Raw genomic sequence first — 20,445 nt, forward strand, 5'->3', positions numbered from 1 at the left:
GTGTCGTGAGAGTAGCGAACGACACCTCGTCAGAGCTTGCTCTGACGGTGTTTTCACCCATGTTTTTGCCGGCCGGGTTCCCCGCAGGGAGCGTAGCGACCGAGGAAACCCGGTCGGGAAAAAGATGGTCTCAGTAGATCAGGTCGTCGTCGTTCTCGACCATGTAGAGGGTGCGGGCGGCGATGTTGACGGCGTGGTCGCCGACGCGTTCGAGGTCGCGGACGGTGAGCAGCAGGCGCGACACGTCGGCCATGAGCTGTTCGATCTCTTCCTCGCCGGTCTCGTCGTCGACCTCGCGCTCGATGAGGTCGCGGACGATGGTGCCGGAGGCGGCCTCGCAGCGCTCGTCGATGGTGTCGTCCTGTTCGGCGATGGCGATACAGGCGTCGGGGTCCTCCTCGTCGTAGGCGTCCATCGAGGCCTCGACCATCTCGATGACGAGTGTCCCGATCTCCTGGATGTCCACGTCGGGGTAGAGATCGCGCTCGGCTTCGAGGGTGTAGTCGCCGAGGTTGGTGGCCAGGTCGGCGATGCGTTCGAGGTCGGTGATGATCTTGAACGAGGCGGCGATGAAGCGCAGATCGGAGGCGACCGGCTGCTGGAGCGCCAGCAGGTCGATACAGTCCTGTTCGAGTTCGAGGTAGAGCTGGTTGACCTCGTCATCGCCCTCGATGACCTCCCAGGCCAGGTCCTCGTCTTTGGTCTCCAGGGCGTCGAGGCCCATCCGCAGGCGTTCGAGGACGACCTCGCTCATGTAGAGGACGTCCTCCCGCAGCGCGTCGAGTTTCTCCTGATATCCTTCGCGTGGCATACCGCATACGACCACCGGACGAGCAATGTAAGTTGTGTCATCCGCGCGAATTGCCGTGCGGCGGAGCCCAACGAGGGGAGCGCGTGAGCGGGCGGCCGAGGGCGCGACCGGTCAGTCGGCGAGCGTCTCGGCCAGCGCGGTCAGGGTCTCGACCTCGTAGGTGGGGTCGCGGTCGAGGACGGTGTCGGCGCGGTGGCTCCGGCGGAGGAACGCGCTGTCTACGCCCGCGCGGTGGGCGACTTCCACGTCCTTCGGGGAGTCGCCGACGTAGACGGCGTCGCGGGTGCCCAGCTCGTCGAGCGCGGCGTCGAGGTAGTGGGTCTCGGGCTTGCGGCGGCGGGCGCCCTCGACGGTGGGGTCCCGGCCGGCGACGTGCTCGAAGTGGTCGGTCAGGCCGTAGTGGTCGACGATGAACTCGACCGTGCCGTGCTGGTTGTTGCTGACGACGGCCTTGCGGTGGGGGAGGTCCGCCAGCGCGGTCACGTCGTCGTACAGCGGTTTGGCGCCGGACTCGACGGCGTCGCACTGGTGGGAAACGGCGTGGTCCTCGCGGCTGGCCCAGTAGTCGGCCAGCGGGAGGTCGAGCGCGTCCTCGACCCGGGCGAGGTCGTCGAGGTTGCCGTTTGCGGCGTGTTCGACCAGCGCTTCGGGCGGGTCGGCGACGCCGTGGTCTTCGAAGGCCGCGCGCGCGGCGCGGCGCAGCAGGTCCATCTCGGTGAGTTCGACGAGTACGCCGTCGTTGTCGAAGACGACGGCTTCGTAGGTTCCTGTCATGGGTCGGTGGGAATCGCGAGGGGGCTATCGACCGATTCGGGGTCGGCCCCCATACATCGTGCGATGTCGGCGACCGACTTCATCTCGAAGGCGAAGTAGTCGGCGGGGACGGCGTCGACGACGCGCTGGTAGTCGGGGAGCGGCTCGTGGTCGTCGGCGCTGCCGTCGTTGTCCGAGAGGTGACACACCTGAATGCGGTCGCCGAAGCGGTCGACGAAGTCCCGCCAGTGGTAGCCGTTGACCTTGGCGTGGCCCACGTCGAGCGTGACGCCGAGGTACTCGGGGGCGACCGCCACCTCGTCGAGCATCGCTTCGAGGTCGTCGGGGGTCGTGGTGTAGCGGCGCTTCTCGTCGTCGACGGGCTGGTTCTCCAGGCAGAGCGGGACGCCGACGAGCTGGGCGTACTGGGCGCACTCGGCGAGCGAGCGGTGGGCGTGCTCGCGGGCCGTCTCGCGGACCCACTCGGGGTAGCGGGTCGGGACCGACCCGCCGTGGACGACGACCGCGCCGGCGTCGGCCGCCGCGGCGTCGTCGATGGTGCGCTTGACCTGGTCGACCGACGCCTCGCGGACGGCGTCGTTGAAACTGCCCATGTTCCAGTCGCGGAACGGGGCGTGGTAGGTGACGGTCACGTCATGCTCGTCAGCGATCTCGCCGACCGTCTCGGGGTCTGGGGCGTCCGGATGGCCGTGGAGGTACTCCCGCTTGAGTTCGAGATGGGAGAGGCCCAGGTCGTCGAGGTAGGCGACGAACTCCGCGACGGTGGCGCCGAAGCGCACGTCCATGGCCGCGCCGACGGAGTTCATCGCGAGCCCTCCGCGCGGTAGACGGGGTCGCCGGCGACGAACGCGCGGCGCACGGTCGGCGAGGGGTCGCGGTCGACGAGCACGAGGTCGGCGCGGGCGCCCGTCTCGATCCGGCCGCGGTCGGAGAGGCCGACGGCCGCGGCGGGGTCGGCCGTGACGCGGGCGACCCGTTCCGGGAGCGGTTCGCCGGTGTCGACGAACGCGCCGGCGAGCATCGACGGCGGGTGGTAGTCGGCGACGAGCGCGTCGACGACGCCGGCGTCGATGGCCGCGGCGGTCTCGAGGTTGCCCCACTGGCTCTCGCCGCGGACGAGGTTCGGCGCGCCCATCGCGACCGTCATCCCGAGGTCGGCGGCGCGTTCGGCCGTCTCCATGGTGATCGGGTACTCGGTCACGTCGACGCCGGTCTCGGCCAGGCGCTCGACCTCGGCGGGGTCCTCGTCGTCGTGGGAGGCGGTGACGGCGCCGGCGTCGTGCGCTCGCTCGACCACGCGCTCGACGCGGTCGCGGAGCGTCGCCATCTCGACGTCGCCGCGCTCGGCGATCATCTCCTCGGCCTCCTCGACGGTGTGGTCGCCGGAGTCGCGGTAGTACTCCATGAACGCCTCCTGGTCGCGGAACTGCCCCTTGCCGGGGATGTGACTCATCACCGAGACCAGGTCGGCGTGGCCGGCGTCGACCACGTCGAGGACCGCCTCGACGCACTCGGCCTGGGTGACCTCGCAGCGGGCGTGGATCCGGTGGTCGGCCATCAGGTCGTCGGTGGACTCGACGGCCGCGGTGAGTTCCGCGCCCAGCTCCGGCGAGCGGTCCGAGTCGGGGTCGGTCTCGAAGGAGATGGCGTGGAACTTCGTCGTGATCCCGGCGGCGAGGTTCGAGCGGTCCGCCGCCGCGAGGGCCATGTGCGTGTCCATGCGCGCGCCCGACCGGGGATGGAGATGGGACTCGATGTCGTCGCCGTGGAGGTCGACGAGGCCCGGAAGGAGGAACCGGCCGTCGGCGGCGACGGCGACGGCCCCGTCGGTGTCCACCTCGCCCACGTCGACGATCCGGTCGCCCTCGACCCGGACGCCGCCGTCGACGACCGCGTCGGGCGTGACGACGCGAGCGCCGGTGACGGCGAACGCCGTCGCCTCGTCCGCGGCCGCCGCGACCGACTCGGCGGTGGGGCTCACGCCACCACCTCCCCGGAGAACTCCGCGACCGGAACCACGCGCTGGAGCCGTCCGCCGTCGAGGACGGCGACGCGGTCGGCGACCGACTCGACGACTTCGCGGTCGTGGAAGACGCCGATCACGGTCGTCTGCTCGCCGGTCGCGGTCGAGAGCAGGTCGACGGCCGCCGCGCGCGTCTCGGGGTCGAGCGCGCTCGTCGGCTCGTCGAGCAACAGCAGGTCGGGCTCGGGCGCGAGCGCTTGCGCGAGGTTCACCCGCTGGCGCTCGCCGCCGGAGAAGGTCGCCGGGTAGGCGTCCCACAGCTCCTCGGGGAGCCCGAGCGCGTCGAGCAGTTCCCGGGCGCGCTCGCGGGCCGCTTCGGGGTCGGTCCCACGCTCGCGCAGCGGCCGCGACACTACGTCGACCGCGGGGACGCGGGGGATCTCGTCGAGGAACTGCGACGTGTAGCCGACGGCCGAATCGCGCAGGGCCATCACGGTCCGGTCGTCGCAGGTCGCGAGATCCACGTCTTCGGGGTGGTATCGGGCCGACCCGTCGGTCGGGTCGTACGTGCGGTAGAGGCACTTCAGCAGCGAGGACTTCCCGCTGCCGGACTCGCCGACGACGGCGAGGAACTCGCCGCGGCGGACGGCGAACGATACGTCGTCTAACCCGACGACCCGCTTGTCGCCGAGCGCGTGCATGTCGAAGGTCTTCGAGAGCCCCTCGACGGTGAGAACGGCTGTCATATGACCGAATTGATGAGGGTCTGGGTGTACTCGTGGTGCGGGTCTTCCATGACGCGGTCCGTCAGGCCAGTCTCGACGACGCGGCCGTGGCGCATAACCAGCGTCCGGTCGGCGAGCAGTCGGACGACGCCCAGGTCGTGGCTCACGACGACGGCGGCCACGCCCTCCTCGCGCTGGATGCGCCGGAACATGTCGAGGACGCGCGCCTGGACGCTCACGTCCAGCCCGGTCGTCGGCTCGTCGAGGATCACGACCTCGGGGTCCGTGGCGAGCGCGCGGGCGATCTGCACCCGGCGCTGCATCCCGCCGCTGTAGGTCTCGGCGGGGTCGTCCATCCGGTCGACCGGGATCTCCGTCTCCGCGTAGAGGTCGCGGACGCGCTCGCGCACGTCGCCGAACGACCGCTCGCCCGCCGCGAGCAGTTTCTCGGCGACGTTGCCGCCGCCGGTGAACTCCAGGTTCAGCCCGTCGCGGATGTGCTGGTGGACGAGCCCGATCTCGCCCGTCCGCAGGCGGTGGCGCGTCTCGTAGTCGGCGTCCAGCAGGTTCCCCTCCTGGCCGCGCAGGCGCACGTCGCCCGCCGTGGTCGCGTCGGCGTTCCGTTCGAGCGCGAGCAGTTCGGCGACGCTGGACTTGCCCGAGCCCGACTCGCCGACGATGCCGAGCACCTCGCCGGGCTCGACGTCGAGCGACACGTCGGCGCAGGCGACGACCGCGCCGCAGACGGGACACTGGTTCGTCCCGGCGTCGTCGCCGGTGCGCTCGACGCACTCGCCGCAGGCGTCGCCGTAGACCGTCTCCAGGCCCGTCGCGTTGAGGAGCGTCACGCCGACTCACCTCCCGAATTGGCGGCCGATTCTCCGCCGTTCGCGTCCTCGGCGGGCGCCTCTCCGGCGTTCGCGCCTTCCGGACCCTCGTCGAACGGCGGGCCGCCGGGCGTTCCCGGTCCCCAGTTGACGCCCGACCGATCGAGGTGGTGGTCCTTCGCGAGCGCCGAGTCGTCTTGCCGTTTCAGACAGAAGCTCGTGTCGTTGCAGACGTACAGCCGCTCCCCCTCGTCGGTCTCAATTTCGGTGAGGTACGTGTCCGTCGAGCCGCACGAGCGACAGGACTCCTCGGGGAACCGCTCGACCTGGAAGGATTTGTCCTCGAAGGCGAGCGGCTCGACCTCCGTGTGGGGCGGGACGGCGTAGATGCGCGCCTCGCGCCCGGCGGCGAAGACGAAGAGGTTGTCCGCGTCGTCGAGCTTCGGCACGTCCCAGCGCGGGATGGGCGAGGGGTCCATCAGGTAGCGGCCGGCGACCATTGTCGGGTAACGGCTGGCGATCTGGATCTCGCCCCACTCGACGACGTTCTCGTAGAGGTGGACCCACATCTTCCCGTAGTTGGCGTGGGCGTGCCGGCGGCGGTTGGCCGCGTCCGAGGAGTCGACCTTCCGGAGCGCGTCGGTGATCGGGACCTGGAGGACGACGATCTGCTCGTCGGTCAGCACTTCCTCGGGGATGCGGTGGCGAGTCTGGACCACGTCGGCCTCGGTGGTGTCCGTGGTGGTTTCGACGTTCGCCGTCGTCTCGGCGAGCCGGCGGATGTTGGCGGCGTTGACGCTCTCGTCGCTCCCCTGGTCGATGACCTTGAACGCGTCGTCGGGGCCGAGCAGCGACAGGGAGGCCTGGATGCCGCCGGTGCCCCAGCCGCGCGCGAGCGGCATCGGGCGCGAGGCGAACGGGACCTGGTGGCCGGGGATCGCGATCCCCTTCAGGACCGCGCGGCGCACCTCCCGCTTCGTGTGCTCGTCGAGGTACGCGTAGTTGTACCCCGACAGCCCCTCGCCCGAGAGGTCGTCGACGGCGTCGGCGACCGTGGGCGCCGAGACCGCTTCGCCGACGGGTTCACCGGCGGCGGACGCGTCGTCGTCTTCGGCTATCGCGGCGGTCGGTTCGGCGTCGCGATCAGTCATCGTCGCCTCCCGTGGCCGCCACCGGTTCGTCGGTCTCCGGCTGGGTCTCCTCGTCGGATGCTCCGCCGGTACCGTCGCCGTCGGACTCGGAACTCCCCTCGCCTCGCTCCCGGATCGCGCGGATGCGGTCGAGGATGCTCTGGAAGGTGACGTAGTGGGGGAGTTTGAGGTGTTCGATGAAGCCAAAGGAGTCCATCCCGTCGACGTTGTCGAGAACGAACTCGGGGTCCTCGGCGGGCTCGTCGGCGCCGTCGAGCTGGATCGAGGCGTCGAGGATGGTCATCGCGATGGCCTTGCGCTCGTTGCGGCCGAAGGATAGTCCGTAGCCGAAGGCGAACTGCGGGTCCGACCGCTTCTCGTAGACCGGGGCGGCCGCCTCGGATTCGGTCACCTCGGCGTCGGTCACGCGGACCGCGTCGCCGGTGTAGGGGTGGGTGATCCGCACGGGGAGCTTCCCGACGCGTACCTCCGCGAGCGTCGGGTGGACCTGGCCGTAGCCGCGCATCGCCGAGTAGCCCAGCGCGGTCACGGCGCCCGTCTCGCCGCGGGCGAGTTCCTGGAGCACCTCGTCGCGGTCGGGCGGGTGGGTGACCGGCTCGCGCGTCGTGTCCGCCGGCTCCCCGTACTCGTCGTCGGTCCCGCCGTCCGCGCCGTCGTCGGCCTCCTCCGGATCGTGGACGAGGCCGTCCTCGCGGAGGACATCCATGACGTTCCGCACGGTCGTCGGCTCGCCGTCGGGGAGGTCCCAGTCGGCGGTCGGGTCTTCGGAACTATCGCCCGCTTCGCCGTCGAGGTCGAAGTCGAGCAGGCGCTGGGTGTAGTCCTTCGTCGGGCCGAGGATCTGGCCGCCGGGCACGTCCTTGTAGGCGGGGGAGACCCGCCGGGTCGCGAACAGTTCGTCGGGGTCGACCGGTTCGGTCTCCTCCCACCGTTCGAGCGTCGAGCGGTAGGCCCGCAGGAGGAAGGCGGCCTCGACGGTGTCGCCCTGGGCTTGCTTGACCGCGAGCGCGGCGAGCCGCGGGGCGTAGAGCCCGCCCTCGCTCATCGCCTGGGCGGTGAGCCGGGAGAGCTGGTCGTCCAGTTGCTCGACCGACAGCGTCTCGGAGTCGCCGTCGAGTCGCTGCTTCTCGAAGAGGTCCTCGGCGCGACCGATGATCTCCTCGCCGGCAGTGACCGCGACGTACCCCATCTACAGCACCTCCAGCTCGTTCGACCGTGGGACCGCTGCGACGCGCTCACCGGCCGCGAAGTACGCGTCGACGCCGCGGGGATACGTCGACTGGGCCTCACTGAGCCGTTCGAGCTCGCCGGTGGGGAGACCGACGCCGAAGCGCCGGGCGCCGTCGACGCCGGGACCGGTGAGTTCGACGCCCGTGAGGCCGGGGTCGTCGGCCGCGCCGAGGTCGTCGACGCGGTAGACGACGGTCGCGCCCTCGCTCGGTTCGACGAGCGTGCCGCGGTCGCACTCGCGCACGTCCCAGTCGGGGCGCCCGCGGGCGTGGACCACGTCGGCGCTCGTCGGCGACGCCGCGTCGAGTCGGCCCTGGTTCTCCAGGGCCTCGCGGAGCCGCTCGTCCGGCGTCCACGTCGTCACCTCGTGGTCGACGAGGGTGGCGACGAGCGCGTGGTCGGCGGGGTCGGTGGCAACGGAGACGACGGTACCGGGGCGGCTCGTCGCGTCGCAGAGCGCCCGGAAGGTCTCGCGCGTGTCGTGGACGGGGTCGAGTCCGAGCGCCCTCACAGGTCGTCCTCCATCGTCTCGAACTCGACGGTCGTGTGGCGGCTCTCGGCCCACTCGCGGCGGCGCTCGTCCTCGTGGGCGTCGGCCGTCCGCGACAGCGCGTCGACGACCTCCTCGGTGACGGCGTGGTCGGCGGCGACGGCGGCGTCGACGACGGCGCCCGCGAAGGCGGCGCGTTCGGCCTTGCCCGGGATCATCGCGAACCCGCGCGCGCCGTCGAGCGAGACTTCGGCCGGCGTCGCGACGACTTCCCCGAGGTTGAACGGGCGGCGCTCGACGGGCTCGCGGACCCGCTGCATGACGAGCTGCGGGCGCGGCTCCTGGAGCACCCGCAGATCGGGCTCCTCGGCGAGCACCGAGTCGGCGAATCGTTCGAGGACATCGCCGTCGGTCGCGGCGATCAGTTCGAAGCGGTCCGACCGGTCGTGTGGATCGTCCATGTGATCGGTCCGACCAAGCGAAACGGGTCGGGTAAGTGTTCGCTGGGTACTCTCTATTCCTCGCGTCCGTCCGCGGTCGTACCCACCTCCCGTCTCGTCGAGTACGGACCGGTACGGACCGCAGTGAGCCGGGACGGGGCTCCAGCGTCGTCCGTCGGCGGCTCCGGACTCTACGCAGCCAACGGTTATTTCTCCCCCAGAATGGCGTTCAGGTGATGTCAGATCAGAATTGCGGCCAGGGATCTACAGGGACGGGTTCGACAGGTAACGGTCGAGTGGGTCGGCGGCAGTTCCTGACCGGCGGCGCGTCGAGCGTCGCCGCGCTCGTGGCGCTGTCGGGCTGTACCAGTTCGTCGGGGGCGGGCGGCACCGATGGCGGCTCCTCCGACGGCGGGAGCGGGTCGGGCGGCTCGACGGACACCGACTCCGGGGGCGGCGCGGTCGTCGGCACGCCCGGACCGAACGCCGAGGAGATCACGATGGTGCTGACGCCGGGCACGCCCAGCGACGCCAAGCGGCGCTACATGCCGATGAAGAACCTCATCGAGGGGGAGGTCGACGGCGTCGACATCACGATGCGGGTCCCGCTGAACTACTCGGCGATCCGCCCGGCGCTCCAGAGCGAACAGGCCGAGATCGGCATGGACGACGTGACGCTGATCTCCAACCCCGACATCATGGACGTGTACGGGACGACCGTCACCGGCGGGTCGGCGTTCTACTTCTCCATCATGCTGACCCAGCCGGACTCCGACGTGGAAGGACCCACTGACGTGCAGGGGAAGAAGTGGGCGTTCGCCGACCGCCTGTCGACGAGCGGGTCGATCTTCGCCCTCTACGCGCTGCAGGAGGCGGGGCTCGACATCGGCGACGCCCCGACCGGCGACCCCGTCGACTTCGAGGGGAGCTGGACGGACCACAACCAGGCGATAAAGCGCGTCGCGAACGACAAGGCCATCGGCGCGACCACCTGGGGCGGCAACGGCCTGCCGCACATCCCCGAGAAGTACGAGTCCGACTTCCCGGACCGGGTCAAGAACAAGAGCTCCTTCCTCGACACCATCGACACGGAGGAGCCGAAGCTCCGCCCGGTCTGGTTCTCGTTCCCGATCCCGAAACAGCCGGTCTACGCGCGCAAGACGTGGGACTCGGACAAGAAGGAGGAGATCGGGGAGGTGCTGGTCAACTCCGACAAGGAGCTGATCCAGCAGTACTACCCGAGCGACTACAACGAGGAGGAGCTGCCGTTCACGACGCTGCAGGACACCGACATGGAGACCTACCAGCCGGTGATCAAGCGGATGAACGCCGTCGGGATCGACCCCGCGGCCTGACCGACGCCACCGGCCACACCACTTCTATTCAGCAATGAGTACACTGAAAGTCGAAAACCTGAGAAAAGAGTACGGCGACGTCACCGCGCTCGACGGCGTGTCGTTCGAGATCGAGGACGAGTTCGCGGTGCTGCTGGGCGAGTCCGGCGCCGGCAAGTCCACCATGCTGCGGTGCGTGAACGGGCTGACAGAGCCGACGGCGGGCTCGATCCGCCTCGACGGCCGGCCGATCACGGGCTCGCGGTCGGACGTGGGCATGATCTTCCAGCAACACAACCTCGTCGAGGGCGTCTCGGCGTACCTGAACGCGCTGACGGGGTCGCTCGACCGCGTGTCGGTGCTGACGAGCCTGCTGCAGTGGCAGTCCCGCGAGGACAAGCTCCGCGCGCTCGACGCGCTGGAGACCGTCGGCCTGCTCGACGAGGCCGGCCAGCGCGTCTCGCAGATGAGCGGCGGCCAGCAACAGCGCGTCGGCATCGCCCGCGGACTGGTGCAGGACCCTCGGCTGTTGCTGGCCGACGAGCCGGTCGCGAGCCTCGACCCCGCCAGCGCCGAGACGGTCATGGGCTACCTGAAGAAGGCCGCGACCGAACACGACGTGACGGCGCTGGTCAGCCTCCACCAGGTCAACATCGCCGCCCACTTCGGCGAGCGGTTCATCGGCCTGCGCGACGGCGAACTCCTCTTCGACGTGCGCCGCGACGACCTCACCCCCGAGCTGATCGACGACCTCTACGGCGACGTCGAGACGGTCGGGCTGGCCGACAGCGCCGACAGCGCCGACGGCGAGCCGGTGAGCGTCGAGAGCGAGCGGGGGACCGAACGGGCGGTCTCACGATGAGCGGGCGCACGTCCGGCGACCGGTCCCCGAAGGAGTACTTCGGGCTCGAGGAGATCGGCGACTCGCCGGTCGAGCGGAAGTTGACGGAGCTGAAGTGGCGGTCGACGAAGCGACGGCTGTTCACGCTCGTCGGACTGGTCGGCGTCGGCGTCGTGTTCGGACTGAGCCTGGAGGTCATCGGCTTCTCCATCGGCGAGCTGATCACGCAGTGGCCCCAGTTCCTCGAGGCGCTCACCATGGGAGAGTCGCCGTACTTCCCGCCCGGGTCGTTCGCCATCCCGTTCACCGGGCTCTCGATCCCGTTCGTCGACGTCGGGGAGTACTGGGAGTTCATGGTGGAGGAGAACCTGATCATGCAGCTCGAGTCCGGCGGGAGCCTGCTGGGACTCGGCCTCGTCCCGCCGCTGTTCTACGAGGGGGTCACGATCGTCCCCGGCGCGATGTTCGCGACGCTCGCGGTCGCCGTCGCCGGGTCGGTGCTCGGCCTCCCGCTGGCGCTGTTTTTCGGCGTCATGTCCAGCGAGCGGGTCGTCCCGTACCCGTTCAACTTCGTCTTCCGCGGGACGATGAGCCTCATCCGCGCGATCCCGGGGCTGGTGTGGTTCCTGATCCTGATCCCGCTGGCCGGCGTGTCGACGTTCACCGCCGCGCTGGCGATCATGGTCGACACCACCGGCTACCTCGGCCGGCTGTTCACCGACGAACTGGAGGAGATCTCCGACGGCCCGATCGAGGGCATCCGCTCGACGGGCGCGAGCAAGACCCAGATCGTCCCCTTCGGGATGCTCAGCCAGGTGTTCCGGCAGTTCATCGCCTGGATCGCCTTCGACCTCGAACACAACGTCCGGGCCGCGATCGGGCTCGGGCTCATCGGGGGCGGCGGTCTCGGCCTCGAACTATACACACAGCGCCAGCTGTTCAGGTACACGGACATGATGGCCTGTATCATCCTCATCTTCCTGCTCGCGGGGTCGGTCGAGCTCGCGAGCCAGCGCGTCCGGTCGTACCTGCGCGAGGAGGAGGAAGCGGGGTCGGAGACGGGCGTCGTCGAAGCGTTCGTGAACGTCCCCCGGAACATCCTCGCCTCGACGCTCGGCCGGCGAGAGCGGCCCTGACCACGCTCGGAGCGATGACTTCCAACTCATGACCTACTTCGAATCCTACGGTCCCGACCGCGCCCGCGACCTCTCGCCGGAACCGACGATCCACGACCCCGTCTCCATCACGGAGAGCGAACTCGGCGCGTGGACGGAAGTGCGCTCGGGGACCCGCATCGACGAGTCGGCGGTCGGCGACTACACCTACCTGATGGAGCGGGTGCAACTGGACTACGCGACCGTCGGGAAGTTCGGGTCGGTCGCCAGCGACGCGCGGCTCGGACCGACGAACCATCCGATCGACCGCCCGACGGCCCACCACTTCACCTACCGGGCGGCGATGTACGACATGGGCGAGGACGACGACTCGATCTTCGATTGGCGGGCCGACCAGCCGGTGACGGTCGGCCACGACGTGTGGATCGGACACGGCGCGACCGTCCTCCCGGGCGTCGAGATCGGCAACGGCGCCGTCGTCGGCGCCGGCGCGGTCGTCGCTCACGACGTGGAACCCTACACCGTGGTCGCGGGCGTGCCCGCAGAGCCGGTCCGCCGCCGGTTCCCCGAGGAGATCGCCGCCCGGATCGAGGCCACCGAGTGGTGGGACTGGGACCACGAGACGCTCGCCGAGCGCCTCGACGCGTTCCGCGACATCGACCGGTTCCTCGACGAGTACGCGCCCGACGCGGCGGCGGTCGCACAGACGGACGCGGACTGACGATGGGCGACCGGTCACCGGGCGAGCGACGAGCGGCCCGACTGCTCGCGGCGGCCGTGCTCGTGGTCGGCGTCGCCCTCGTCGCGAACGCGGCGACCGTTCGCGTCCTCGATCTCGGCGGCGAGCGGTACCGATACAGCGCGGTCGAGGTCGAGTGGGACGCCGACGACGAGTGGTTCGTCTTCGAGGGGTCGAACCCGGTCGACGACGACCCCGATAGGATCCGGGGGATCGGATGTCTCTGGGAAGTCGAACGCCCGCGGCTCTGTCACTACGAGGCGTCGCTGGCCGAGTCAGCCGAGCGCAGCGACGGCGAGCCCGCGTCCGTGACGGTCGAGGCGCCGGTCGAGGCCGAGCATTTCTCCCTCTACGGGCCGTCCTATCCCGATCGCCACGAGCGAGCGATAGCGCGGTTCGTTTCGCTCGACGGGACGTTCTACCGGCGGTCGTCGACGTTCGACCGTGACGGGCCGTCGGAGCGGATCGAACTCACGCTGGAACCGGTCGACGGGGGGACGGTGATCGACGCGGTCGCGGTGAACCGGTCCACGCTCGACCCGCCCCTCGGTCGCGTGGTCGACGGGGAAACCGTGACCGTCAACAGGCGGCTCGGGGCCAGGGGCACCGTCGTCGCGACCGACGGCGGCTACGTCGCGGTCGTCGGCGAGCAAGCCCGCGAACGGCGACCGCTGCTGGGGTGGGCGAGCGGTCTCGTCCAGGTCGCGGTCGGCGCGGCGCTCTGTCGTCGCGGCTGGAGGGGGTTCCGGCGGACGCGGCTCGACCACGTGTGGTTCTGACCGCCGCGTTTCGTGTTTCGGGGTTCTCGGAATCGTCCGTCCGAGCGCCGCAGAGTGTCGTCGCCGTCCGCCGGGGGCGGTCCGGTCCTCAGATCATCGCGTGGTCGGCCTCGACGCCGGCGTGGAGGCGGACGGCGATCTCGGCGGCGTCGACCCAGTAGTAGATGGCGCGTTCGAGCGCCCGGGTTACGGTGACCAACGAGCCGTACAGCTCCGGGTCGTAGGCGGTGACGAGCTCGAACAGCTCGTCCAGGTCGCGGTGGACGGTCTCCTCCTCGGCGCGGAGCCGGTCGTGGGCGGCCAGGTCGCCCTCGAAGAGCACGTCGCGGAAGTGGTCGTTGATGCGGGCGCCGGCGGCGAAGACGTCGAGGACGCGCTCCTCGACGACGCCGGTGGTCGCGACGGGCTGGCGGTCGGTCACGTCGGCGATGAAGCAGGCGCGGTCGCCGACGATCTCGAGGTTCGTCGCGACGGTCGCCAGGTCGGAGGCGACCCGATTCCCGGGCCAGTCGTTCGTGAGCGTGTAGGACTTCAGCTCTTCGAGGACCGCGAAGTACCGCTCGTTGGTCAGCGATTCGAGCGCGCCGGCGGGCTGGTCGGGTTCGTCGCCGACGACGGCGAGCCGAGCGGCCTCGTACTGGGTGGCGGTCACCTCGTCGAGGCGTTCGAGCAGGTCGAGGACCGCGGGGCCGCGGCGCTCGCCGGCGGGTGAGTGGCCGTTCTCCCCCTGGTCGTCCGACCCGGGCCGCGGGGTGCCGGCGGGTTCGAGGAGCCGGGAGACGCTGTCGGCGGTCTCGTAGACCGCCTCGTCGTCGACGACGTAGGCCTTCCGCACCACGTCGTCGCGCTTGAGCTCCTGGAGCAACTCCGAGAGGTACTGCTCGGAGATGCCGACCGTCGCCGCGAGCTCGGCCTTCGTCTCGGGCGCGGTCCGGTCGATCGCTTCGACGACGTGGGCGAGCGTTGCGTCACGGCCCTGGCGGGTCGCGTCGCGCGAGCGGTGCCAGGTTCTGCGAGCCATACCGCCCCGTCTGACCGGTCGCGACAAAGGGGTGCTCCACGGAGTGTCCGGACGGCTATATAGCGTCCGTCCGCGCCGCGCCCGCGCTCGTCTCTATCCCTCCGTCGTCGACCCCGTACGGATATATATGGTCCGGGAGTGGAACGTCCATTTCATATAAACGTTAAGTTGGGATCCGTGGGGATACGACCGCGTATGGAGACGAGAAAGGTCCAGCTGTCCGGGGGGACGACGTACACGGTGTCCCTGCCGAAGGCCTGGGCGAACGAACAGGGGATCGAGGCGGGGTCGGTGCTGTCGCTGTACCCGAACGCGGACGGGTCCTTGCTCGTCGAGGCGGCGGCCGAGCGGGCCGACGAGACGCGGTCGGCGTCGGTGGACGTGTCGACGAGCAGCGACAGCGCCGTCAGACAGCGGGTCCGTGCGCTGCACGCCGTCGGGTTCGACGAGGTGACGCTCGTCGACGCGAGCGGCCACGGCGGCGACCGGCGCGCGCTGGTCGAGGACACCGTCGCCGAACTGTCGGGGTTCGAACTGCTGGAGGTCACGGAGACGCGCATCCGGCTCACGAACCTCATCGACGCCGAGAACGTGGACGTGCGCAAGAGCGCGCTGCGGCTCCGGCTGGTGACGCTCGCGATGCACCGCGACGCGGTGACGGCCGTCGTCGAGGGCGACGCGGCGCTGGCCGAGCGGGTGGTCGACCGCGACGCGGAGGCCGACAAACTGTTCGCGATGGTGACCCGGCACTTCCGGCGGGCGCTCACCGACCTCCACGAGGTCGAGAAGCTCGACCACCAGCGCGACGAGCTGTTCGAGTACTACTACGCCTGCCGGCAGTTCGAGCGGGTCGCCGACCACGCCGTGAAAGTGGCCCGCTTCGCGCTCGACCCGGACGCGGCGCTGCCCGAGGGGTTCGCCGACCGCGTCGTCTCGCTCGGCAAGGACGCCTGCGGCGTCGTCGACGAGGCCGGCGACGTGATCCTCGCCGACGCCGGCGTCGAGGCCGCACATTCGGCGCTGTCCAGCCGCGACGAGCTGGTCGACGCCATCGAGCGGCTCGATCGCGACCTCTACGACCACGACGTCCCCGGGGAGGCTCACACCGCCGGGCTGTTGCTCGACAGTCTCCGGCGCACGGCCGAGTACGGGGCCAACGTCGCGGCCGTCGCTATCCAGCAGGTGTCCCGACAGGAACTCGACTTCGACCGAGCGGCGCCCGCGTCGCAGTGACCGGCGTTCGCGCGCGAGGTCGGGGTCGCGACGGGTCCGGCTACCCGAACTTGCCGGTGATGTAGTCCTCGACGCGCTGGCTCTCGGGGTTCTCGAAGATCTTGTCGGTGTCGTCGTACTCGACGAGTTCGCCGCCGGTGAGGAACACGGCGGTCTGGTCGGAGATGCGCGCGGCCTGCTGCATGCTGTGGGTGACGACGACGACCGTGTAGTCCTCGGCGAGGTCCTCGATGAGGTCCTCGATCTTCGAGGTGGCGACGGGGTCCAGGGCGCTCGCGGGCTCGTCCATCAGGATGACTTCGGGGCCGACCGCCAGACAGCGGGCGATACAGAGCCGCTGTTGCTGGCCGCCCGAGAGGCCGAGGGCGTTGTCGTCGAGGCGGTCCTCGACCTCGTCCCACAGCGCGGCCTGCCGGAGCGACTGCTCGACGAGTTCCCGCTCCTCGTCGGTGTCGTCGCGGCCGAGCACGCGGGCGACGAGTCCGGTGTCGAGGTCGCCGTGTTTGCGCGGGCCGTAGGAGATGTTGTCGCGGATCGACTTGGGGAAGGGGTTGGGGGCCTGGAACACCATGCCGACGCGCTTGCGCAGTTCCACGAGGTCGACGCCGTCCTGGTAGATCTCCTCGCCGCCGAGTTCCACGGAGCCGTCGATGCTGGCGGCCTTGATCCGGTCGTTCATCCGGTTCAGGCAGCGCAGGAACGTCGACTTGCCGCAGCCCGACGGGCCGATGAGGGCGGTGACGCTCTCCTCGGGGATGTCCATCGAGACGCCCTTCAGGGCGTGGTCGTCGCCGTAGTGGACGTCCAGATCCTCGACGCTGAGCTTCGGTTCGCCCGCGAACTCGTACTCGCGCCACTCCTCGCGGACGCGCTCGTCGGTCTCGCCGGCGGTGGTCTCGCTCTCGGCGGCCGCGTCGGTTTCGGGTGTCGGTTCGTCGGTGTCGGTCTGGGTGAAGTCCGTTTCGCTCATTGGTCGAGTTTCCTCCTGAAGTAGATCCGCGAGCCGATGCCGACCGCGTAGAAGCTCATCACGACGAGCAACAGCACCAGCGCAGTCCCCCAGGCGAAGCCCATGTTCGCCTCGAGTCCGGCGGTGATGACCGCGTACAGCTGGTAGGGCAGCGCGCTCGACGACTGCACGAGGTTCACGTCGGGCACTGCGACGAACGGGAACGCCGAGGTGAACCGGAAGCCGCCCTCGACGACGCCCGCGACCTCCGAGGGGAACGGGGAACTGGTCGTGACCAGCAGGATGGGCGCCGTCTCGCCGGCGATACGGCCGATGCCGAGGATGACGCCGGTGATGACGCCCGGCAGCGACGCCGGGAGGACGACGCTCTTGATGGTCTCCCACTTGGAGACGCCCAGCGCGGCGCTGGCGTCGCGGTACTCGTCGGGGACGCTCTTGAGCGACTCCCGGCTGGTGATGACCACCAGCGGCAGCAGCATGAACCCGAGGACGAGCTGGCCGGCGAGGAGCGAACTGGTGTTGCCGAAGCGCGGGACGAAGAAGGCCAGCCCGAACAGTCCGTAGACGACGCTGGGTGTGCTCCAGAGGCCGTTCGTGGATATCTCGACCAGGGAGGTGAACCGGCCCTGGTCGGCGTACTCGGTGAGGAAGACGGCCGCGCCGACGCCCAGCGGCACCGCGAGCACGACCGCGCCGACGACCAGCCAGACGGTCCCGACGATGGCCGGGAGCACCCCGTCGATGCCCGCGCCGAGCGTGCTGTACCCCTCCATCACGAACGGCCAGTAGAACCAGACGATCGGCCCCTCGACGACGACCCACGTGTCCAGAACGGGCGGGTTGAACCAGGTCCACGGCCCCCAGAAGAGGCCGTACTCGATCCCCTCGGTCATCGGGCCGAAGCCGCGGACGACGATGAACCCGACGAGCGAGCCGAGCAGGGCGAGCATCCCGGCGGCGTTCGTCGCGATGAGGGTGTACGCGCCGAGCTGTCGGCCCTGGGGGCCGAAGCCGCCGTAGACGCGGGCGGCCGTCCAGGCGCCGACGAGCCCGGCGAACAGCGCGATCACCGGCACGCCGACGACGCCCGTCAGCGTGATGGAGAACCCGTCGGGGCTCCACGTCCAGCCCGGGGCGACGAGGCCCGCGGCGACGACCAGCCCCGAGACGAGGACGAACAGGCCCGCCGAGAGGGTGACTCCCAGGTCCTCGCGGGCGACCAGCGCGACGCCCGCGCCGACCGCGCCGGTGACCAGCGCGACGACCGGCCAGACCGTCGAGAGCCCGAGCGTCTGGGCGGCGACGAGCCCGCCGACCGCGAACCACAGCAGACCGAGCAGCGCCGCGGAGACGAGTCCGCCAGTGTGCCCGGGTTCGGCGGCGAAGCGACCGCCGTAGGAGGCGGCGCCCAGGGCCACGATGCCGACGCCGACGACCGTCAGCGACCCGCCCAGCGCCGCGGCGACGGAGACGCCGCCGACGGTGATGTCGGCCGGGACGTACTGGGCGAGCGCGAGCAGTCCGAGGACGAACGACGCGAACGACAGGGCGACTAGCCCGCCGCTGACCAGCTCGCGCGTCGAGGAGTCGTCGGCGACCAGCGCGTCGCGCGACTCCGCGTCGGTGTAGCTCACTGTTCACCCCCCAGCCGCTCGCTCATCCGGCGCTCGATGAGCTGTGAGGCGACGGAGAAGCCCATCACGGTGACGAACAGGACGACGCCGGCCGCGAACAGCCCCGACATCTGGAGGCCGCTGGCGGCGCCGTACTGGCTGGCGATGAGGCTCGTGAGCGTGATCGTGCTGTCGAAGACGTCCGTCAGCGGCGTGGGCAGCTCGACGACGTTGGCGAGGATGACCGTCGCGGCCATCGTCTCGCCGACGGCGCGGCCGACGCCGAGCAGGACCGCGGCGGAGATGCCCGAGAACGCGGTCGGCAGCGTGACGCTCGTCGTCGTCTGCCAGTCCGTCGCGCCCAGCGCGTGGGCGCCGTCTTTCGTCGGACCCGGGACGGCGGCGATGGCGTCCTCCGCCACCGACACCACCGTCGGGAGCGCCATCACGCCGATGACGAACCCGACGATGAAGATGTTCCCGAGCTGTGGGACGCTCAGTTCCGTCTGGAAGTACGGCGAGAGGATGGTGAAGCCGATGAACCCGTAGACGATAGAGGGGATGCCGGCGAGCATCTCGACGGCCGGTTTGACGATCTCGCGGGCCCAGCCGGGCGCGACCTCGCTGATGAAGACCGCGCCGGCGACGCCCAGCGGCGCCGCGACGAACGTCGCGATGACGGTCGTCACCAGCGTCCCCCACATCATCGGGACGAGCGAGTAGACGTTCGTCGCCGTCTCCCAGAACGGGTCGGAGCCGACGAGGAGGTACAGTCCCATCTCGCGGACGGCCGGGAGGGCGTTGATCATCAGGTAGACGGTGATGAACCCGAGGATCAGGACCGTCGAGGTGGTCGTCGCGAACAGGAGAAAGCGAGCGGTGCTCTCCTCCGCGACGAGGTAGCCCCCGACGACGAACACGGCGAACGCGAGCGCGATCGGGGCCGTCAGCGCCGGCGCGACCAGAAACGAGAGGATCCCGGCCGCGGCGAGGACGGTCCCGACGCCCCCGACCACCTGCGTCCCGGTGTCCAGGCCGTCGAGTCGCGTCGCGACGCTCATGCTTCGGGCTCCGGCAACTTCTCGAACTCCGCCTGCTGGCGCTCGGCCGTGAGCTTCGAGTACCCCTCCGTCTCGACGAAGTTCTGCTGTCCGAAGTCGCTGAGGATCATCCGGAGGAACGCGGCCTCCTTCGCCGAGGTGCCCTCCCAGGTGTAACAGTGGAGGTCACGGGCGAGCGGGTAGGAGGGGTCCGAGAGGTTCTCGCCCGGCGTGTAGGTGGTCCCGTCGAACTCCAGTTCGACGGCGGGCACGGAGTCGTCGGTAAAGGCCAGCGCCATGTACGCGATGGCGTTGTTGGAGCTCGAGACGGTGGTCTTGACCTGCTGGTTCTGTCCCTTCCGGCCGTCGACACCGTCCATCGAGGCGTTGGGACCGCCGAGCATGTTGGTCCGGAACGCGGTGTCGGTCCCGGACCCCTGGGCTCGCCCGACGGCCTGGATCTGCTTGTCGGGGCCGTCGTAGTTCGGGATCTGCGACCAGTCGGTGATCTCGCCGGTGTAGATCCCGCGGACCTGCTCGGCGGTGAGCTTCGTCACGCCGGCGTCGTAGATCTCGGTGCTCACCACGATGGGCTGGGCGTCGACGGCGATGACGTGTTCGGTGAACTTCGACAGCTCCTCCTCCGATTCGTCGGGGAACTCGGCGCTCGCGGGCGCGCTCGCGTTCCCGATGTCGATCTGCTGGTCGCGGAGCTTCTCCAGGCCGGTCCCGGAGTGGCTGAGCCCGACGTTCACCTCGAACGGCGGCGTCACGTCGCCGTCGGCCTCGAAGCCGTACTTGCTCGCCCAGTAGTCGGCCAGCCGCTCGTCGGTCTCGATGTCGTACTGGCTCGGTCCCCAGTACTCCCGGTCGGTCGGCGGGTAGTTCGAGGCCCAGTACGACGCGGCGCGCTGGACCATCGGGAACAGCGTCGACGAGCCGCCGGCCTTGAGCAGTTCGGTGTTCGAGTCCCCGCCGCCGCCACCGGCCCCGCCCGCGGCCTGTCCCGGCGGTGTGGGACTCGTACTGATACAGCCACCCAGCGACGCGGCGACACCGGCCGCGCCCGCCAGCACTTGTCGGCGGGTCACAGGTCTCTCCCGCATTACCAGAAGGGTGGCTCCAGATTAACTAAATACTCTACTATTATGGCTATATAGACGTACATACACATGCGTACCGGTACGGTCCGAACCGGCGCCGGTAGGGCGAGCGTATCGCGGGCGAACGCGGCGAAACCGGACGTTCGATGCCGTTCTGAGCCGAGATGTGTACGCACATGGGCCGTATCACGGACCCGCTGCGGGATCCACGACCCGGAACGGGGCCCCTCGCCGGGTGAACCGTCA

At 70.0% G+C, this 20,445-nt stretch carries 21 protein-coding genes; 6 read left to right on the forward strand and 15 right to left on the reverse strand.

Annotated features, from left to right (window positions below; genetic code table 11):
- Positions 1–130 precede the first annotated feature (130 nt).
- The 10 genes from phoU to phnG all read right to left on the reverse strand — a co-directional run bounded on the left by phoU (position 131) and on the right by phnG (position 8,432).
- Positions 131–811, reverse strand: a complete 681-nt coding sequence (gene phoU, locus HZS54_RS16430; protein ID WP_179918169.1) for a phosphate signaling complex protein PhoU — start codon at positions 809–811, stop codon at positions 131–133.
- 111 nt (positions 812–922) lie between these two features.
- The gene (locus HZS54_RS16435) at positions 923–1,585 is read right to left on the reverse strand and encodes an HAD family hydrolase (protein ID WP_179918170.1); all 663 of its coding nucleotides are present in this window, start codon (positions 1,583–1,585) and stop codon (positions 923–925) included.
- A complete protein-coding gene (locus tag HZS54_RS16440; RefSeq protein ID WP_246391674.1) occupies positions 1,582–2,391 on the reverse strand; it encodes a sugar phosphate isomerase/epimerase family protein in 810 nt (269 codons plus the stop codon). Before HZS54_RS16440 ends, HZS54_RS16435 begins: the two co-directional genes overlap by 4 nt.
- The gene (locus tag HZS54_RS16445) at positions 2,388–3,566 is read right to left on the reverse strand and encodes an alpha-D-ribose 1-methylphosphonate 5-triphosphate diphosphatase (protein WP_179918171.1); all 1,179 of its coding nucleotides are present in this window, start codon (positions 3,564–3,566) and stop codon (positions 2,388–2,390) included. The genes HZS54_RS16440 and HZS54_RS16445 overlap by 4 nt, the downstream gene beginning before the upstream one ends.
- Complete coding sequence (locus HZS54_RS16450) at positions 3,563–4,294, reverse strand: phosphonate C-P lyase system protein PhnL (RefSeq protein WP_179918172.1); 732 nt, start codon at positions 4,292–4,294, stop codon at positions 3,563–3,565. The genes HZS54_RS16445 and HZS54_RS16450 overlap by 4 nt, the downstream gene beginning before the upstream one ends.
- A complete protein-coding gene (locus tag HZS54_RS16455; protein WP_179918173.1) occupies positions 4,291–5,121 on the reverse strand; it encodes an ATP-binding cassette domain-containing protein in 831 nt (276 codons plus the stop codon). Before HZS54_RS16455 ends, HZS54_RS16450 begins: the two co-directional genes overlap by 4 nt.
- Complete coding sequence (locus HZS54_RS16460; protein ID WP_179918174.1) at positions 5,118–6,251, reverse strand: alpha-D-ribose 1-methylphosphonate 5-phosphate C-P-lyase PhnJ; 1,134 nt, start codon at positions 6,249–6,251, stop codon at positions 5,118–5,120. The genes HZS54_RS16455 and HZS54_RS16460 overlap by 4 nt, the downstream gene beginning before the upstream one ends.
- Positions 6,244–7,440: a carbon-phosphorus lyase complex subunit PhnI gene (locus tag HZS54_RS16465; protein WP_179918175.1), complete on the reverse strand. Its 1,197-nt coding sequence runs from the start codon at positions 7,438–7,440 to the stop codon at positions 6,244–6,246. The genes HZS54_RS16460 and HZS54_RS16465 overlap by 8 nt, the downstream gene beginning before the upstream one ends.
- Positions 7,441–7,992 carry a phosphonate C-P lyase system protein PhnH gene (gene phnH, locus HZS54_RS16470; RefSeq protein WP_179918176.1) on the reverse strand — a complete coding sequence of 184 codons (552 nt, stop codon included), beginning with the start codon at positions 7,990–7,992 and terminating at the stop codon, positions 7,441–7,443. It lies immediately after the preceding gene.
- Positions 7,989–8,432 (reverse strand): phosphonate C-P lyase system protein PhnG, encoded by a 444-nt coding sequence (phnG, locus tag HZS54_RS16475; RefSeq protein ID WP_179918177.1) that lies wholly within the window; start codon positions 8,430–8,432, stop codon positions 7,989–7,991. The genes phnH and phnG overlap by 4 nt, the downstream gene beginning before the upstream one ends.
- Before the next feature lie 215 nt (positions 8,433–8,647).
- On the opposite strand from phnG, the gene HZS54_RS16480 reads away from it, so the two are divergent.
- Genes HZS54_RS16480 through HZS54_RS16500 form a run of 5 tightly spaced genes read left to right on the forward strand, consistent with a single transcriptional unit; the run spans position 8,648 to position 13,219 of the window.
- Positions 8,648–9,766 (forward strand): PhnD/SsuA/transferrin family substrate-binding protein, encoded by a 1,119-nt coding sequence (locus HZS54_RS16480; RefSeq protein WP_179918178.1) that lies wholly within the window; start codon positions 8,648–8,650, stop codon positions 9,764–9,766.
- 34 nt (positions 9,767–9,800) lie between these two features.
- Positions 9,801–10,607 carry a phosphonate ABC transporter ATP-binding protein gene (locus HZS54_RS16485; RefSeq protein ID WP_179918179.1) on the forward strand — a complete coding sequence of 269 codons (807 nt, stop codon included), beginning with the start codon at positions 9,801–9,803 and terminating at the stop codon, positions 10,605–10,607.
- Entirely contained in the window at positions 10,604–11,722 is a 1,119-nt protein-coding gene (locus HZS54_RS16490; protein WP_179918180.1) for a PhnE/PtxC family ABC transporter permease, read from the forward strand. Before HZS54_RS16485 ends, HZS54_RS16490 begins: the two co-directional genes overlap by 4 nt.
- 28 nt (positions 11,723–11,750) lie before the next feature.
- A complete protein-coding gene (locus tag HZS54_RS16495; protein ID WP_179918181.1) occupies positions 11,751–12,422 on the forward strand; it encodes a DapH/DapD/GlmU-related protein in 672 nt (223 codons plus the stop codon).
- 2 nt (positions 12,423–12,424) lie between these two features.
- Positions 12,425–13,219, forward strand: a complete 795-nt coding sequence (locus tag HZS54_RS16500; RefSeq protein WP_179918182.1) for a DUF8127 domain-containing protein — start codon at positions 12,425–12,427, stop codon at positions 13,217–13,219.
- Between the two features lie 88 nt (positions 13,220–13,307).
- Here the strand turns inward: HZS54_RS16500 and HZS54_RS16505 are convergent, their stop codons facing one another.
- On the reverse strand, positions 13,308–14,240 hold the full coding sequence (locus HZS54_RS16505; RefSeq protein WP_179918183.1) for a PhoU family transcriptional regulator: 933 nt from the start codon (positions 14,238–14,240) through the stop codon (positions 13,308–13,310).
- Positions 14,241–14,435: 195 nt separating this feature from the next.
- On the opposite strand from HZS54_RS16505, the gene HZS54_RS16510 reads away from it, so the two are divergent.
- Positions 14,436–15,473 carry a phosphate uptake regulator PhoU gene (locus HZS54_RS16510; RefSeq protein WP_179918184.1) on the forward strand — a complete coding sequence of 346 codons (1,038 nt, stop codon included), beginning with the start codon at positions 14,436–14,438 and terminating at the stop codon, positions 15,471–15,473.
- A gap of 40 nt (positions 15,474–15,513) precedes the next feature.
- Here HZS54_RS16510 and pstB read toward each other — a convergent pair whose 3' ends face one another.
- Genes pstB through HZS54_RS16530 form a run of 4 tightly spaced genes read right to left on the reverse strand, consistent with a single transcriptional unit; the run spans position 15,514 to position 20,202 of the window.
- Positions 15,514–16,443 carry a phosphate ABC transporter ATP-binding protein PstB gene (gene pstB, locus HZS54_RS16515; RefSeq protein ID WP_179918185.1) on the reverse strand — a complete coding sequence of 310 codons (930 nt, stop codon included), beginning with the start codon at positions 16,441–16,443 and terminating at the stop codon, positions 15,514–15,516.
- Positions 16,440–18,077 (reverse strand): phosphate ABC transporter permease PstA, encoded by a 1,638-nt coding sequence (gene pstA, locus HZS54_RS16520; protein WP_179918186.1) that lies wholly within the window; start codon positions 18,075–18,077, stop codon positions 16,440–16,442. Before pstA ends, pstB begins: the two co-directional genes overlap by 4 nt.
- Positions 18,074–19,117 (reverse strand): phosphate ABC transporter permease subunit PstC, encoded by a 1,044-nt coding sequence (gene pstC / locus HZS54_RS16525; protein ID WP_179918187.1) that lies wholly within the window; start codon positions 19,115–19,117, stop codon positions 18,074–18,076. Before pstC ends, pstA begins: the two co-directional genes overlap by 4 nt.
- Entirely contained in the window at positions 19,114–20,202 is a 1,089-nt protein-coding gene (locus HZS54_RS16530) for a PstS family phosphate ABC transporter substrate-binding protein (protein ID WP_179918188.1), read from the reverse strand. Before HZS54_RS16530 ends, pstC begins: the two co-directional genes overlap by 4 nt.
- Between the last annotated feature and the right edge of the window lie 243 nt (positions 20,203–20,445).

This window comes from Halosimplex pelagicum, from assembly GCF_013415905.1.
Taxonomy (GTDB): Archaea; Halobacteriota; Halobacteria; order Halobacteriales; family Haloarculaceae; genus Halosimplex; species Halosimplex pelagicum.